The sequence below is a fragment of the Mesorhizobium sp. M0587 genome (assembly GCF_040320945.1).
Taxonomy (GTDB): Bacteria; Pseudomonadota; Alphaproteobacteria; order Rhizobiales; family Rhizobiaceae; genus Mesorhizobium.
In genome coordinates, this window is record NZ_JAMYQP010000012.1 from 140,368 (window position 1) to 155,788 (window position 15,421).

Annotated in this window: 16 protein-coding genes and 1 riboswitch; of the genes, 4 read left to right on the top strand and 12 right to left on the bottom strand. The window is 62.5% G+C overall.

Features of this window, described 5'->3' with window-relative positions; translation table 11 throughout:
* Positions 1–2: 2 nt before the first annotated feature.
* Positions 3–3,470, top strand: coding sequence for a tetratricopeptide repeat protein (locus NKI49_RS14085; protein ID WP_352600630.1), 3,468 nt, complete (start codon positions 3–5; stop codon positions 3,468–3,470).
* Between the two features lie 234 nt (positions 3,471–3,704).
* Here the strand turns inward: NKI49_RS14085 and NKI49_RS14090 are convergent, their stop codons facing one another.
* The 4 genes from NKI49_RS14090 to NKI49_RS14105 all read right to left on the bottom strand — a co-directional run bounded on the left by NKI49_RS14090 (position 3,705) and on the right by NKI49_RS14105 (position 6,959).
* The gene (locus NKI49_RS14090; RefSeq protein ID WP_352600628.1) at positions 3,705–4,727 is read right to left on the bottom strand and encodes an ABC transporter substrate-binding protein; all 1,023 of its coding nucleotides are present in this window, start codon (positions 4,725–4,727) and stop codon (positions 3,705–3,707) included.
* Positions 4,720–5,487: an ABC transporter ATP-binding protein gene (locus tag NKI49_RS14095; RefSeq protein ID WP_352600626.1), complete on the bottom strand. Its 768-nt coding sequence runs from the start codon at positions 5,485–5,487 to the stop codon at positions 4,720–4,722. Before NKI49_RS14095 ends, NKI49_RS14090 begins: the two co-directional genes overlap by 8 nt.
* Positions 5,484–6,302 carry an ABC transporter permease gene (locus NKI49_RS14100; protein ID WP_352600624.1) on the bottom strand — a complete coding sequence of 273 codons (819 nt, stop codon included), beginning with the start codon at positions 6,300–6,302 and terminating at the stop codon, positions 5,484–5,486. The genes NKI49_RS14095 and NKI49_RS14100 overlap by 4 nt, the downstream gene beginning before the upstream one ends.
* Positions 6,303–6,350: 48 nt before the next feature.
* A complete protein-coding gene (locus NKI49_RS14105) occupies positions 6,351–6,959 on the bottom strand; it encodes a YkoF family thiamine/hydroxymethylpyrimidine-binding protein (RefSeq protein WP_352600622.1) in 609 nt (202 codons plus the stop codon).
* Positions 6,950–7,063, bottom strand: a riboswitch (TPP riboswitch). It overlaps the preceding gene by 10 nt.
* Here NKI49_RS14105 and NKI49_RS14110 point away from each other — a divergent pair.
* Together NKI49_RS14110 and NKI49_RS14115 are read left to right on the top strand one after the other, a co-directional pair.
* Positions 7,058–7,360 carry a hypothetical protein gene (locus tag NKI49_RS14110; RefSeq protein ID WP_352600620.1) on the top strand — a complete coding sequence of 101 codons (303 nt, stop codon included), beginning with the start codon at positions 7,058–7,060 and terminating at the stop codon, positions 7,358–7,360. Its footprint overlaps the riboswitch before it by 6 nt.
* Positions 7,281–7,598: a hypothetical protein gene (locus NKI49_RS14115; RefSeq protein WP_352600618.1), complete on the top strand. Its 318-nt coding sequence runs from the start codon at positions 7,281–7,283 to the stop codon at positions 7,596–7,598. The genes NKI49_RS14110 and NKI49_RS14115 overlap by 80 nt, the downstream gene beginning before the upstream one ends.
* Positions 7,599–7,749: 151 nt before the next feature.
* On the opposite strand, the gene msrA is transcribed toward NKI49_RS14115, so the two are convergent.
* Complete coding sequence (msrA, locus tag NKI49_RS14120; protein WP_352600616.1) at positions 7,750–8,268, bottom strand: peptide-methionine (S)-S-oxide reductase MsrA; 519 nt, start codon at positions 8,266–8,268, stop codon at positions 7,750–7,752.
* A gap of 531 nt (positions 8,269–8,799) precedes the next feature.
* Between msrA and NKI49_RS14125 the strand changes: the two genes are divergently transcribed.
* Positions 8,800–9,504 (top strand): hypothetical protein, encoded by a 705-nt coding sequence (locus NKI49_RS14125; RefSeq protein ID WP_352600614.1) that lies wholly within the window; start codon positions 8,800–8,802, stop codon positions 9,502–9,504.
* A gap of 188 nt (positions 9,505–9,692) precedes the next feature.
* On the opposite strand, the gene NKI49_RS14130 is transcribed toward NKI49_RS14125, so the two are convergent.
* From NKI49_RS14130 to NKI49_RS14160, 7 genes are all read right to left on the bottom strand, one after another.
* Entirely contained in the window at positions 9,693–10,010 is a 318-nt protein-coding gene (locus NKI49_RS14130; protein ID WP_352600859.1) for a hypothetical protein, read from the bottom strand.
* A gap of 85 nt (positions 10,011–10,095) precedes the next feature.
* Positions 10,096–10,296, bottom strand: coding sequence for a hypothetical protein (locus NKI49_RS14135; RefSeq protein ID WP_352600612.1), 201 nt, complete (start codon positions 10,294–10,296; stop codon positions 10,096–10,098).
* Positions 10,281–10,520, bottom strand: coding sequence for an ABC transporter permease (locus NKI49_RS14140; RefSeq protein WP_352600610.1), 240 nt, complete (start codon positions 10,518–10,520; stop codon positions 10,281–10,283). The genes NKI49_RS14135 and NKI49_RS14140 overlap by 16 nt, the downstream gene beginning before the upstream one ends.
* Positions 10,517–10,717, bottom strand: coding sequence for a hypothetical protein (locus NKI49_RS14145; RefSeq protein WP_352600608.1), 201 nt, complete (start codon positions 10,715–10,717; stop codon positions 10,517–10,519). Before NKI49_RS14145 ends, NKI49_RS14140 begins: the two co-directional genes overlap by 4 nt.
* A gap of 2 nt (positions 10,718–10,719) precedes the next feature.
* On the bottom strand, positions 10,720–11,436 hold the full coding sequence (locus NKI49_RS14150; protein WP_352600606.1) for a glycoside hydrolase family 108 protein: 717 nt from the start codon (positions 11,434–11,436) through the stop codon (positions 10,720–10,722).
* A 445-nt stretch (positions 11,437–11,881) separates the two neighbouring features.
* Complete coding sequence (locus NKI49_RS14155; protein WP_352600604.1) at positions 11,882–14,467, bottom strand: hypothetical protein; 2,586 nt, start codon at positions 14,465–14,467, stop codon at positions 11,882–11,884.
* Between the two features lie 443 nt (positions 14,468–14,910).
* A partial coding sequence (locus tag NKI49_RS14160) for a hypothetical protein (protein ID WP_352695655.1) occupies positions 14,911–15,421 on the bottom strand: 511 nt, incomplete at its 5' end.

Genomic DNA, 15,421 nt, shown 5'->3' on the forward strand with positions numbered 1-15,421 from the left:
ATATGATGAGCTGGAAGGATGCGGGGCTGGCCGCCGCCGCGATTGGAATCTTGACGTACCTTGCGCCCGGCTGGTGGCCGTTAGCCGGGCTTGGCGCCGTTCTCGCCTTGAACACGCCGGCGCTCGCAGCCCAGAAGGACTATGCCACTTGCATCGGCGAGAACATCGAGCCGGACAAGCGCATTGTCGCCTGCACCGCGGTTGCGGAAGACGCCGCAGAGCCGGCGCGCATCCGCGCCATAGCCTATTTCCAACGGGGCGTCGCTCGGGACGACAAGAAGCAATACGACCAGTCGATCGCCGACTACGGCGAGGCGATCGCGCTCGATCCGAGGGACGCTTCCGCATACTTCAACCGTGGCGTCGACTGGTACAACAATGGAAACGACGATCGCGCGATCGCCGACTTCAACATCACCATCAGCCTGGAGACGTCCTCCAGCGATGCCTACACCAGCCGCAGTCTCGCCTTCCTGCGCCAAGGCGAGACCGACGCGGCCATACTCGATTTTCAACAGGCAATCGAGGTTGACCCTCAAAATGCCAAGGCGCGTACGGGCCTGGGCATCGCCTGGGACAGGAAGGGCTCATCGAAACAGGCCCTGGCCGAGTACGATGAGGCGATCGATATCGATCAGAACGATATCGACCGCCGCATCGTTCGCGCGGTCGGGAGCGAATTCGACCCCGCTATCACCGATTACGATGTTGAACAGGCGCCCGGCGAAGATTTGGCCGCCGCCGGGGATACGACAAGCGATGCCGCAGCCGCGAAGACTCTGATCGAGCGCGCCGGAATGCGTCTGTCGAAATATGGCGTGGAGGGCGCGCTTCTCGATTTCGACAAGGCGATCAGCCTCGATCCCGACAATGCAGACGCCTATCTCGGGCGCAGCCGCGCAAGGACACTCAAGGGAGACGGCGCCGGAGCGGTGGCGGATTGCCTGCGTGCCATCGAGCTTGACCCGACGCGGGCAGGAAGCTGCGGCGACCAGCTTGGCGCCGGCGAGAGCAAGCCAACACTGTCGCCCAACACCCAACAGCCGAAGCAGCGAGCCGTCGTTCCGGTTATTACGGCCACGCAAGACACGCTGGCCGCAAGAGCCCTGGAGGCGACCGACCCGCACGCCCTGGAAGCGGTCCTTGGCGGCGATGCCTTCTTTGACATGGGCAAGTACGATCAGGCAATCGGCGCCTACAACCAAGCGATTGCGCTCGATCCGAACAATCGGTTCGCCTATTACGGCCGCGGCAAGGCGTGGGCCGCCAAACGCGCTTACGAGCAGGCGATCGCCGATTACGACACCGTCATCCAGCTCGCCCCCAATTTTGCTGCGGCTTATTTTCGCCGGGGACTCGCCAAGATCACGTCAGACGATGCCGAAGGCGCTCTTGCCGATTGCAGCCGGGCTTCGACGCTCGACCCAAAAGCGCGCGACCCGTACTTCTGCAAGGGCATCGCCTGGCTCGCCAAGGGTGACCCGGGGCGCGCGATTGCCGCCTATTCTGTAGCCATCGAGATCGATCCGAAAGACGGCGCCAGCTATTATGGGCGCGGCATGGCGCGTGCCGACAGGAAGGATTATGACGAGGCAATCGCCGACTTGGGCCAGGCGATCAAGCTCGATCCAGACAATGCGGACTATGCGGTCGCCCGCAAGGCCGCATTGGCTGCGAAGGGACAAGGCAATATGGCGGCCGCTGCGGCCGCCGCCAAACCCGCAGCTCCGCAGGCAACTGGCCGCAAAGCCCGGCCTGAAAGCAAGCTCTCCACCGCCAAGTTGACGGAACTCATTCAGTCGACCGATCCGCGCGTCGTGGCCGCCGTTCAAAAGGCTGACGGACTGTCGGATGCCGGCCAGTACGTGAAGGCAATCGGCGCGTATGGCAAGGCGATCGCGCTCGACCCCGACAGTCCCCTCGCCTATTTCGGCCGCGGAAATGCCTGGTCCGCCGAGCGAGTGTATGACCGAGCGATTGCCGATTATGATCAGGTGATCCGACTCCTGCCAGGCCTGGTCTCTGCCCATGTTCGCCGGGGCATGGCCAAGGTCACGTCCGGTGATCCTGAAGGTGCTCTGGCCGACTGCGGACAGGCAGCCCAGCTCGATCCGAAGGTGCTCGATGCATATTTCTGCATAGGCATGGCCTGGCACGTGAAGGGCGACGCCGGGCGAGCGATCACAGCCTATTCGGCGGCGATCGAAATCGATCCGAAGGACGCTCCCAGCTATTACGGACGTGGCATAGAACGGGCAGACAGCAAGGACTACAGCGGCGCCATTGCCGATTTCGACCAGGCGATAAGGCTCAATCCGGGCAGTCGTGACTACGCGGTCGCCCGCGAGGCGGCGGTGGCTGCGTCCAGGAAAGGCGGTGTCGCACCAGAGGCCGTCGGCTCGGATCCAAAGAATCTCAAGGCGTTCATGGATCGCGGCGAGGCATTCTACAGCAAGCGCAAATACGATCGCGCCATTGCCGAATACAGCCGCGCGATCGCGCTCGATCCAAGGAAGGCGGCCGCTTATGTCGGGCGAGGAATGTCGCGCACCGAGAAGGGTGATTATGATGGAGCCATCGTCGACTACAGCAAGGTTATCGAACTCTATCCTACTTATTTCGACGCTTACCTCGGCCGCGCCATTGCCTTGGGCAAGAAGGACCAGTTCGATCGCGCCATCGCCGACTTCGATCGCGCTGCTGAGATAGAGCCCGCCTACGCGCCTGTCTATTTCGGACGCGGCAGCGCCTGGTTCGCCAAGGGCGACTATAACAGGGCCATTGCCGACTACGACAAGGCGCTTGAACTCGATCCGAAGATGGCTATCGCGCGAAAAGGCCGCAAGCTTGCGGTGGCCGCAAAGGCGAAAACGTCAGCCCCGGCAGCAACTGGTCGGCTTCCGAACAAGGTCGTCGAAGACGCCATCGAATCGGGTGCGATCTGGCGCTCTCAAAATCAATTCGACAAGGCGATCGAGCAATACAACATTGCAATTGCCGCGGACCCGTCCGATGCCCGCGCCTATAGTTTGCGCGGCTTCACCTTCACGCTGAAGGGCGATCCCGGCCGAGCGATGGCGGACCACAACAAGGCAATAGAACTCGACCCGAACTTCATCGACAGCTATTTCTATCGTGCCTTGCTCTGGCAGCAGAGGGGCGACATCGACCGCGCCATCGCGGATCTGAGCACGATCATTTCGCTGCAACCCAACAATGCGGACGCCTACGTACTGCGCAGCCGCGGTTGGGCGGCCAAACATGACTGCGATCGCATCATTGCCGATTCCACAAAGGCGATTGGTCTACGGCCGATGGGTGCCGAGGCCTGGTACAATCGAGGTTTCTGCTGGAACAAGAAGGGGAAATACGGCCGCGCCATCGCCGATCTCGACGAAGCCCTACGCCTCGATCCAAATTACCCCAGTGCCCGCAAGGAGCGTGATGCGGCGGCCAAAACGAAGAGATAGAGCGGTTCGGCGTTTCCGTGAAACGGTGAACCGCTCTGGTTTTCGGGAGGGCAAGCGGATGTTGCTTGGGACAGGTTTGGACGTAGTGGCGGTCGCCACTTTGTCCTTCATTGCGGTTTTGTCCTTCATTGCGGTAAAGTTTTTGCCTCAGGCGCTCGACTTTGACGAGGCTGACGAACGGGGTCAACCAGCTTGAGCAGCTTTCCACGCCGGCGCCCCGTGCGGTTTTGATCCCTACCCCAGATAGCCGTTACTGAAATAGCTCCCAAAATCCGGCTGCCGGGCAACCGGCTCGCCGTCGCCGTTCCGGAGGATCCCTGCGGCGAAGAGGTAGGAGCCGATGGCTTCCATCTTGGCCGGATCCATGGTGCCGATGGCGCCGCTTTGACTGCGCAGGTAGTGGCCGTCGATCAATGCCTTCATCGAGGCGTGGATCAACGCCGGATTGGTCAAGGCATCCTTGTTGGCGGCGATCAACAATGCGGCAGCTTCCTCTGGATGGTCGACGGCGAACTGGTAGCCGCGCCGTGTTGCCTGGATAAAGGCGGACGCGGCTTTGGCGTTTGCCTGGAGATAGGCCTCGCTGGAAGAAATCAGCGTCGTGTGCTCGTCGGGCACGCCATAATCGGCATAAACGAAGCTGCGCTGTTTGACGCCCTTCAGTTCGGCCTCGACGCCTTCCCAGGTCGAGACCTCAAGCGTGAAGTCGACGGAACCATTGGCCAGCGCTTCGTAGGCCGACGTTCCCAGCGTCACCGTCTCGAAATCGCCCTTGCCGCCGTCCTGACGGATAATGGTCGAGATCAGCGCGTTCTCCCAGGCGCTGCCGAAACCACCGTAGGTCAGCCCGTCGAGGTTTCTCGGGCTCTTGATTTCGCCGCGCGCCGCATTAAAGACCACCCGGCCGGTTTCGGATTGCACCACGGCATAGACGGCCTTGAGGTCGGCCCCGGCGGTTTTCTGGGTGAAAAGGCCGATGGTGCCGTTGATGCCGAAATCGGCAACGCGGTTGGCGACCAGCGTGCCGGCACCGGTATCGCTGTATGGCAGGATATCGACCTCGAGCCCGGCCTCGCGATAGAACCCGTTGTCGCGGGCGACGAACAGCCCGATATGGTTGGTGTTGACCGTCCAGTCGAGTGCGACGGTAACCTTCTGCGCGGCCGATCGGGCCTGAACCCGGCTCGATGCGGCGACCAGCGGCAGGCCGCTGGCAAGGGTGAGCAACAGGGCCTGCCGGCGCGTCAGATCAGTCATGGTCGTGTCCTTCGGAGGGTTGCGAATTGAGGATGATGTCGAGTATCTCGGCCTCGATCACACCGGCTTGCCGCGCGGCGGCACCGGTGGGATGGCGCGGGCGCGGCAGCGGCACCGTGATTTCACGCACGATGCGGGCCGGGCGTGCCGACAGCACATAGATGCGGTCGGACAGGAACACGGCTTCGCGCACATCGTGGGTGATCAGCAGCGCCGTCCAGCTATGGTGCCGCCACATCCGTTCCAGCCAGCGTTGCATGGCGGTGCGGGTCAGGGCGTCGAGGGCGCCGAACGGCTCGTCGAGCAACAGCATGTCGCGCTCCTGCACCACGGTGCGCAGAAGCGCCGCGCGCTGGCGCATGCCGCCCGAAAGCTGTGCCGGAAAATGCCGCTCGAAACCTTCAAGTCCGAACTCGGAAAACAGCGGCGCGACCCGCGCCCGCGCCGCCTTGCGCCCGATGCCCTGCACTTCGAGCCCAAGTGTCGTGTTGTCGAGGACGCGCCGCCAGGGCATCAGCGCGTCACGCTGCGGCATGAAGGCGAAATGCCTGCCATGGTCGTCGAGGGGAGCGCCGTCGAAGAACATCTGTCCCTGGCCGTGCTCGGCGCCGGTCAGAAGCTGGAACAGCGTCGACTTGCCGGCGCCCGAAGGACCGAGGATGGAGACGAACTCGCCGGCGCCGACGCTGAGCGAGATGTCGGCGAGCACATCGAGCCCGCCAAACGCCTTGCGCACATGCCGCAATTCGAGCCGGCTCATCGCGACGGCCCCTTCCCTGCCGGCTCCCTGCCGGCTCGTTCCCAAGGCATGGCCAGGCGCTGCAGCAGCACCGTCAGCCCGAACAGGACGAGTGTGAGCGCGGCGCTTGCGCCCACGGCCGCCAGCACCAGATCGGGGCGGAAATTGTTCTTGGCGTTGAGCATGTAGATGCCCAGCCCCTTCGCCGCGCCCGCATATTCGGCGAAGATGGCGCCGACCACGGCGTAGGTGATCGAGATCCTCAGGCCCGCGAAGAAATAGGGCAGCGCCGAAGGCAGCCGTGCCAGCAGGAAGACGCGCCAGCGCCCTGCCCCCATGGCGCGCAGCATCTGGCCGATCTCGGCCTCGGTTGCCTCATAACCCTGCACCAGCGCCACCAGCATCGGGAAGAAGGTGACCAGCGCCACCAGCATGATCTTGGGCATCAGCCCGAAGCCGAACCACAGCACCACCAGCGGCGCGATCGCCACCAGCGGCAAGGTCTGGCTGACGATGAGGACGGGAAACAATGCACGCCGCAGCGGCCGGAAGAAATCAACCAGCATCGACAGCGCGAAAGCGCCACTGAGCGAGCAGGCAAAGCCGATCAGCGTGGCGCGGATGGTAGGGATGGCGTTGTCGACCAGCGCCTCGCGATTGAGCATCGCTTGCGCGAAGACGCGCGACGGCGCCGGGAGCGTCGTCGGCTTGATCCCGGAATAACGGGCGTAAAACTCCCATGCCACCAGGAGCAACCCGACTGAAATCACGGCCGGTGCTGCCTTGGCGAGGAGGGCCGCGAGGCGACGCGGATAGCTGGATGGCGATGAGACCACGGATGAACAGACCTGTGACGGCGGTTTGCGCGAAAAAGGCGCTGAGCTTCAGGCAGCGGTGGGGCTGTTGGCCGAGACCGTGACGTCGAGGGTGACATGGCCGGCGGCCGGCCCGAAGCGGCAGAAAGCTTCGTTCAGCGTGGCGAAGATAGCGCCGGCATCGCCGCGTAATTTGGTGCAGAAATGTTTTGAGCGCTCATAGACGCCGGACTGTTTCAGGAAATCGATGCAGCCATAGATCTCGTCCATGTGATCGCCCGTGCCCATCACATAGAGCGAGAACTGCGCCGCGGCCGGCTGACCGGTCGAGGGCATGGCCTGCACGGCGCGGATGGCGGCCACCTTGCGCTCCGCAAGCGGGAGGACGGGGCCGCCGATCGCGTCGGAGCGGCAGATCGGATCGTCCGGCTCGCCCGGGCAACCGCGCGAGATCGCCGCCGAAAACACGCAGTGCTTGCCGCTGGCGCAAGCCGCCACGAACAGGTCGCGCATGGCCGGAAACAGCACCTCGGGCGGCCCGACCAGCAAGGTCGAGATGTCGTCGGTCTCGATCCTGAGCCTGTCTCGGTATGGATCGAGCGCGCCGAGCGCGCCGAGAATGACGCCGACGAAATCGTCGGCCATGGGATAAAGGGAAATCTGTGCGCCTGAAAACATCGCCCGCCTCGCTCCGCTGGTATTACCCAGATCAGCTTCTAGGGTCTGTGGGCCTGCCGCCCCCGTCTCAGCCCCGACCGTACGGAGCACCCCTGTGGATGGGCGGGTTAAAGCACCATTCGCCCGATTTGGGAAGTCGTTTTTGTGTCGATGCCGCATCAAAAAACATTGCGCCAAGCCTGATCATGGAACGAAAGAAGTCGAAACCGCCGGGCGAAATTTATCCGGAACCTTTCACTGCCGTGATCGGTTCCCCCAACAGTCGCGATGCGATCACCATCGTAGAAATGAGCGACGACTTCACAGAAATGGAGACAAACCATGTTCATGAAAATCCTCGCAGCTTCGGCTCTCACGATTGGTCTCGCCACGTCGGCCATGGCGCAAAGCGCTGGCAATGACGGCGCCGACGGAAACGGCGGTAGCGGCCGGTCGGTTACAGTCGACCCGAACACACCGGCATCGCCGAACACGATCGATCCCAGCACGACCAACAGCATCATCGGCGTGCCCGGCGATCTGAACTCGAATGCCGATAGAAACTGTCCCGCCGGCCCGCAGGGTGCACAGCCGGACGCCACCCACACCTCGCCCGGCACCACTACGCCGACAGTCAACGACAATCATTGCGGCAAGTGAGGCTTGCCCAATCAGAGAGAAAGCCGCGGAGCATGGGCTCCCCGGCTTTCTTCAGATGGCTTGGCATTCCCGGACACGGAACGCTGAAGTTAGGCGCATTTGAGGCCTGACACTGCCGGTCGGCAACCGGGCGGCAGTGTCGCCTTAATCGCTATGAAACGGCCTTCTCACGAACCGGCAGTTTCCAGCCCGGCCTGACGAAATGGCAGGTGTAACCGTTGGGGTATTTCTCCAGATAGTCCTGATGCTCGGGTTCGGCTTCCCAGAACGGGCCGGCCGGCGCAATTTCGGTAACGACCTTGCCCGGCCACAGACCGGAAGCATCGACGTCGGCAATGGTGTCCTCCGCGACACGCTTCTGCTCGTCGTTGGTGTAGTAGATCGCCGAACGGTAACTCATCCCGACATCGTTGCCCTGGCGGTTGCGTGTCGTCGGATCGTGGATCTGGAAGAAGAATTCCAGGAGCGTGCGGTAGCTTATCTTGGCCGGGTCGAAATTGATCTCGATGGCTTCGGCATGGGTGCCATGATTGCGATAAGTGGCGTTCGGCACGTCGCCGCCACTGTAGCCGACCCGGGTGGAAAGGACGCCCGGAAAGCGTCGGATCAGGTCCTGCATGCCCCAGAAGCAGCCGCCGGCAAGCACTGCGCGTTCGCTCGAAGTCGCCATATCTCGTCTCCCAAAAAGCAATTCCAGCTATGACTTCTGCCTGGAATGTGCGAAGAAGTTGGATCTCCCGATAGATGGGCATTGCCGCCTGCTTCGTCCAGTCACCCGCAAAGGCACAGCTGCCCGGATGCGTGCGGCCTTGCAAGTGAAAATCACCACCGCGCGGAACGAGCGACGGGGCTCAGTTGCGCGCATCCGGGGTTCGACTGTCGATGGCAACCGGCAGCCGCGTGCCGGGCGCAATGGCGGCAAAACTGACGAAGCTGGCCGGACCAGACCGACGTCGCATCCAAACCGGCGGCAGGCAGCCCTGCAGGCACCAGCGATTCATGGAGTCGTCTATTCCCGCCATGCGGCGCTTAAAACCACATCGTCCGGCTTACCGAACAGCCCCAACATCAAAGCTTACGAAAAAGTGTACTTGCATGCCATTGCAGGACCAAGATTGGGCAGGAATTTCGGCGCTCCATTGCCCTCCCCTTCCAGGCAGAACGGCCCGCATGGTGCTGTCTGAAACACCCCGGATACTCGATGCGTCACCAGCATGCCGTCATCCACCACCGCGCGCTCGACTTCTGGCTGGCGCGTGCGGCCGTCCTCGTCATTATCTGCCTGCAGCTTCTCGTCATCAACAATCTCTCGTTCGGCCCCCGCTGGCTGGCGCCGGCGCTGGAGGCCGCCTTGCTCCTGCCTTTGTCCGTCGCGACGGCCTGGACACAGGCCGCCACCCAGAATGCGATCGAGGACGAGCACTGGTACATGGTCGGCCGATTTCGCGTCATGATCCGCAGGACGGCCCTGGTGATGACCGGCGTCGTCAGCATCATGAACTGCGGTTCGCTGGTGTTTCTGGTGCGCGCCTTGCTGGCGGGCCATGCCGGCAGCAGCGGCGAGACGCTGCTGGTCGACGCGCTCAACATCTGGGTCACCAACGTCATCGTCTTCGCCCTCTGGTTCTGGAGCACCGATCGCGGCGGGCCGCCGACCTGCGGCCTTGTCAAACGCGCCCATGCCGATTTCCTGTTTCCGCAAATGACCCTGAACGACCGCGAGATCCGGGACTGGCTGCCCGGCTTCGTCGACTACGTCTTTCTCGCCTTCACCAATGCGACCGCGTTTTCGCCGACCGACACCTTGCCGCTCTCCCGCCGCGCCAAGCTGCTGATGATGGCCGAGGCGATGATCTCGCTGCTGACGATCGCGGTCGCGGCCCGCGCCGTCAACATCTTGGCTTGAGCTTGCCAAGCCCTTGGCACAAAGCTCCGGACCGGCGTTGAAACACGCATCGCGACCGACCGGCAACGGCATCGCACATCCGGCTGAAAACGCAAAAAGCCCGCCCCGGCGCGAGCCGAGGCGGGCTATTCGGTTGTCTTCGACAGTTGAATGCGGAGCGTATTAGAGCAATTTCAGGTCGCCGTGGATCACTCTTCCTCCGCCTGCTTGAACCTGCGCACGATCGCCTCGAACATGATATCCGATATCCACATGGCGCAGACGCCGATCAGGAATGCCGCCGCCAGCGTGGTCGTGTCGTCATTGGCCAGCGGCAGGCCGGTGGCGCGGGCATACTGGACCACGGGCAGTGTCAGATAGGCCGCGGCCAGCGCACCGCAAATTGGCGAGGCCACCATTTCGCGCAGCTTGTACCGGTGCCGCGACAGGGCGCGCAGAACACCGCCGGCCAGGCCGGCGGCGACCACCGGTCCCTTGATGCCGAGCAGGTCGAAGAGATCATACATCATGCCATTGCCCTCGCGATCTGGAACCTGAAGACCGATCTCGCGCCAAAAACGGCCAGCGCGCCGGGTGCAAGCGCGAGGTCCGTCATGGCTTCCACCCGCACAGCCTCTCGCCCTTGCGATTGTGCGCCAGCAGCGCCTTGACCTCGGCGTCCGACAGCGCGTCGACCGTGACCGCCCGCAGGCGCAGCGGGCTGGACACCGCGCAAAATCCGCCTTTGACGGTCGTGCAGCCGGCCACCATGACCAGGGCCGCGGCCGATGCGAGCTTCAATCCCTTGCCCATGATTTGAGCTCCTTTCGGGCAGCGGCGGCAGGCAGCGCGCCGACATCGTTCTGGATCTCGTCGGCGACATCGCGCGCCGCGGCCTCTAGGGCGGCCTGCCTGGCGCGCTCGGTGCGTTCGCCGGCAAGCCGCTGGCGAACACCCCAGCCGAGTCCCGCGATGATGGCCGCACCGATGCCGAGAACGGCCGGATTGCTGAGGAAGAATGTGAGGAGAGCGCTCATTGGTTCGGCGCGTCCTTGACCAGATAGCCGACGGCGAAGACGGCGATCGGCAGTAGCGTGGCCCAGGTCTCGGCATCGTACCAGGAAGGCCAGATGTTGCGCACGAAGACCCCGGAAACCGAAACCGCCGCGGCGGCGATGGTCGCGGCCGTCAGCTTGTTGGTCGGACGGACGGTCGGCTGGATGACGGTGGCCATGGTCAGAATATCCTTTGCAAGGCGGCGGCGATGTGGCGCCAGGCGGCGTAGGCGACGAGCAGGCAGGCGGCGATGAGGCCGCCTGCCCTGGCGGCAGCTGGAATGTTGGAACCAGCCGGCGCCGGCGACCCGGGCCGCGGCGCTTCGCCGGCGGGCGTTGCGGTCCCGGGCGGCTGCGGCGCCGGGTTTGACACCGCCGCTGGAGGTCGGGCGGACATCAGCAAGGCTTGAGCCCGCACCGTTTTGACGCGATCGGACCAGCCGCGCCCGAATGTCGCCCATGTCGGCAACCGTTTGAGAAACGCCAGCCGCGCATCGCAAAGCTGGTCGATGACGACGCCGGCCGGCCTTGCCCTGGCCGCGGCAAGCGTGACGGGCCCGATACGGCCGTCCTGGGCGGCGCCGGCCGCCGCCTGAAGGTATTTGGCGGCCCGGCCGGGCCCGCTGTTCACGGCGAAATCGAAGACGGCGTAATCGATCCCGTCGGGCAGTTCCGCGCCGAGTACGGCATCCCAGTAGAAGTGGCGGTAGACCGTGGCCACCTCAGCGTCGCTGATCCCGCGCAGATCGGCCTTGCTGGCGTCGGCCTTCACATAGCGGCGAAAATTGGCGAGCGTCACGCCCTTCATCGTGGCGCCGCCGGGGTCTGCCGGATTGTCCGACCAGCCGCCTTCGGATTTGAGAACGAGCGCAAGCGAACGCGCGAAGTTGCGTTCCATGGTTTTTCCTTTCGGATTGTGGGGCTTGGCGGGGGAGGACGATCTTCCGGCAGGCGGTTACGACCGGGGGATCTGTCTACGATGTCGCAGGCCCGTGCGCGGCAAGTCGGCGCTCCGTTGCATTCAGGACAGCGGGTCGGAAAATGCTATATCGGCGCAGGGCGACGCAGCCAGTGTCTCGAAATAGCGTCCTTCGGCTATGTGGCGAGAGGAATTACTCGATGAAGGCAATCCGCTGGATTGCCTTCAATATTTTTGTGAGCTTGTCCGCTGACGGACTGCTTGCGGCGAGGTGTTCGGCGTAATCTGGAGAAACTCGTTCGTTCAAGCATTCTTCTGGTTGATGGTCGTACGCAACATCGTGGCGATGTTCTTCGGCGAAGCGACACTTCATTTCAGATAGTTTGCGGCAAATGTTATCCGCAAACCCATCAAGGTTACTGCTTCAGCGTGTCACCCATCTGTTGAGCCATACCCTCCTGCCCACGGCAGCTGTAGCGGGCAGCACCGCGGCAAGGGCTACGGTGTTGCCCGACGGAGCACCTAAAACCGTGGTATTGTGCCATTGCCTCTCGGCTCCAGTGATGACAGTGTCTAGCTCAATGCCGATCCGATCTCCGCTGGTAATGCCTAGCGCGTTCACGACGCCAATCATCGTGGCGCCGGCCAGAGCTGCCGTGTCGAGAGTCGTCTTTAGGAGAAAGGTGTTGCGGTAGCCGTTAAAGCCGCTGCGCTCGATCGTTGCGCCTACGGGCAGATAGCTCTCTACATTCTGGCTATAGCAGAGCCGGCTAATGTCGGTTTCTTGATCCCGCAGTCGAAGCATCGGGGCTGCATAGCCCTGCTCAAAATCAATGCTTTCGATAACCGCCGGACCGATCCAACCCGAGGTGCCGACGAAGAATGAATCAACGCCCGGGTGTATCCAAAGCCAATTGGTCGAATATTCATAGACAATTGCGCCGGTCCGCGCGACGGACTGACCATTGCTGCCCTTGGCGTAATACGGAGCGTTGCCAGACAGCACGTTGCCTGCGGCATCAAAGCAGACGACAGTGACAGCCCGCGAGCCATTGAGGAAATTGAGAAACGCGGCCTGCGTGGTGTTGCCCTTCTTGTAGATGTGCCCGATTGCCTGGCCCGAGCTTGACACTACCAACTGGCCGTCGCCGTTCGCTCTGGAAGTGCGTGCCGTGACGCCATTGGTGAGAAAGGCCGATGGCGCTGCATACCCGCCGCTTGCGCTGTCGTAGAGGACAACCCCGGGAACCGTGATGCGGCCTTCTGCCTGCACCGGGAAGAACCGCTCGCCCTGAAAGCGGCGCACTAAGTTCGCTCCGCCGGTTGGCCGGTTCGACATGTCACGCAGTGCGACAAACAGGCGCTTGAGGTCCGGTGAAATGATGTTGGCGGTCTCGATACCCGCAGCGCTCAACAGATCGATGTTGAAGGAGGCAAAGCCGGTCGCGGATGGCACGTTCACTAGTGCGAGTGTGTTCGTGAAGCTGTTGTAGGTCTCAATGCGGGCATTCTTGAAGAACACAGTTGTAAGATTGCTGGTGCTGCCGAGGATTGCGTATACGAACGCCGCATGGCTGACGCCTGCGGAGGCACCATCGATTCCGATTTGCGGACTATCGATTAGAACCTCTTCAAGAGCGGCCGTGCCGGCAAGGGTCAGTTTGAACGTGCCGCGAGCCGTGCCCTTTTGGTTGGTTCCGATATACCACGTGCCGCCTCGGAACTGATTATTGGTGAAGTAGCTGGCACCTGCCAAATCACAATGGACGTGCGAGCCGTTGTTGTAGAGCGTCAGAATGTTGAATTCGTTGCTCACCCAATTGGTGGTTGTCGCCATGCCATCGAAATAAAGGCCCTCATCGAAGCCCCGCGCGTGCAGCCAGAGTTTGCTTTCGGCCAGGCCCCCGAAATGGATGCCTCGCGTATTGGCGACAACCGACTTGTCTAATGAGTTTTGCACCTCCAGCCATATGGTAGCTTTACGCACGACATTGGCTCCGGCCCCGCCGATGCGAACCGCTGAAAGACCGTCAAAAACACCGGTGATCAGAGCGCCTTTGCCGTTGATCTCAGCGATGTCGCGGAAGTCGAGTGTGGTCGACACCACGTAGCTGGTCGCGACAGGCGGAATGAACACCCCCGCCTTGGTGATCCGGCAGTAGCTGGCAAGCGCATTGAAGGCCGCTGCGTTGTCGGCGGCCCCCTCATAAACACCGAACATGGTGGCCGAAGCCGGGCTTTCCTTTAGCGCCCAATACCCGCCATTCACCGCGTCCGCCGTCCCGTCCGGCATGAAACGATCCGCCGATCGGAAATAGGCCAGCGCGGGATAGCCCGCGGCGTCGATCGACGCTTTCGCCATGCGGCCATAATTGGCGCCGCCCACGAGCGTTGCCGGCACGCTGTAGGATGGTGCGCGGTATTGTGTGCTGATGCTCTTGACGCCGGCGACGATGGACGATCCCGATGCCGTCGCCACGGACGCATAGATCGGCACGTTGACGCCCGAAACCTGTGCGGCGTCGGCGGCATATTGCTGCGCCAGGTCGCGTGCGCGCTCGGCCTCGGCGATCACGGCGGCCAGTTCACCCCTGACCGCCGCGGTCGCGTCCCCGATAAGATCGTCGGAGTTGAAGAAAGCCAGCACGATTTCGTCGCGGCCGACTGCCGGCACCGGCGTCTGGAACGAAAAGACGAAGCTGGCTGACACCACACCCTCTTGCACATGCACCGTCGTACCCTTCTGCATGGTGCGGCTGGTTCGGGCATCGGCGGCGCGGTACCAGTAGCCTTCCGAGGCCGTGTAGATGCCGTTCAGCCTGGCGTCGTCCTGGTCCTTGACCAGCACGCGGTCGCCGACCAGGGCCTGGACCCCATCGATGATCTTGAGGCCCTGGATCCAGGCAACGCCGTCGACGATGACCGTCTCCAGGTTCGCGGTCGTCGCCAGGCGCACGGGTTCGCGTTCGCCGGTCAACAGGCGAACGGCGGCGGTTGCGGGTCGGGCCATCAGGCTTGCTCCATGAGAATGCCCTGCGAAAGCGGGCTGTGAAGATTGTGGATCGTGTGGCCTGCTCAAGCGCGCCGGCCCTTGCCGATCCCGCCCGAAAACAGTCAATGTCAGGACGTTGGCTCGGCGCGAGCAGCATTGCTTTGCGCAGAGAGGTTCGAGCCGATGGCAGTGCGCGTAAAGTTGCCTGGTGACGCCTTTGACGCCAGCTACGACGCGGCTGACACGAATGGCTCGATCAAAGCATCACGTGGCATTACGGTGACAGTACACTTTTACCATGTCCGTCCGACTGTCATTGTGGTGGGTCAACCGGGAGGGCGAGGCAGGTGACGAAAAGATGCACTGTCACCGCAATTCCGAACACGTTTTGCCGTCAGTTTACCTCAGTATAACGCTGAACTATAAACCAGAGACCGGTGCATTGACCGGTCATGAAAACACTACCTGTACCTGGAGAACGAATTCCACAATCTCGACAGTATCGATTTCGTTGGCGCCACCAGTGGCTTGGCAGGTTCGGGCGGTTTGATATTTAAACGCGTTCCCGGCGGCAGGCCTTTGGCCTTGGCCATGATCTGGCCCATGATGTGCCAGTAGACATCCAGATCCGACAGTTCCATGTTCTCGATTGCATCTTCTCCGCTGAGAAACAGTGGTCTTTTGTACCCTATGCATTGTGCAAAGGCCGGCTCTGCCCCGCCGGCCTCCCGCCAATCTGCATAGATGTTGGGAACCAGTACAGCATCCGCGTTTTGTATAAGCTGGACCTCATGAAAGGTGCGGATATTGGCCGGCACATCGAGAGCTTCGCCTGTGCCCGGCTCGAACATCAGGACGCCCGGCTCGCCCTCCTCCAGCCTCTGATTGTCGAGCGCGAACGCGGTTCCCTGCCAATCGTAGCCAAAGCAGATGATCCGCCCGGCGAACTCTGGAAAACCCAAGCTGACCCTG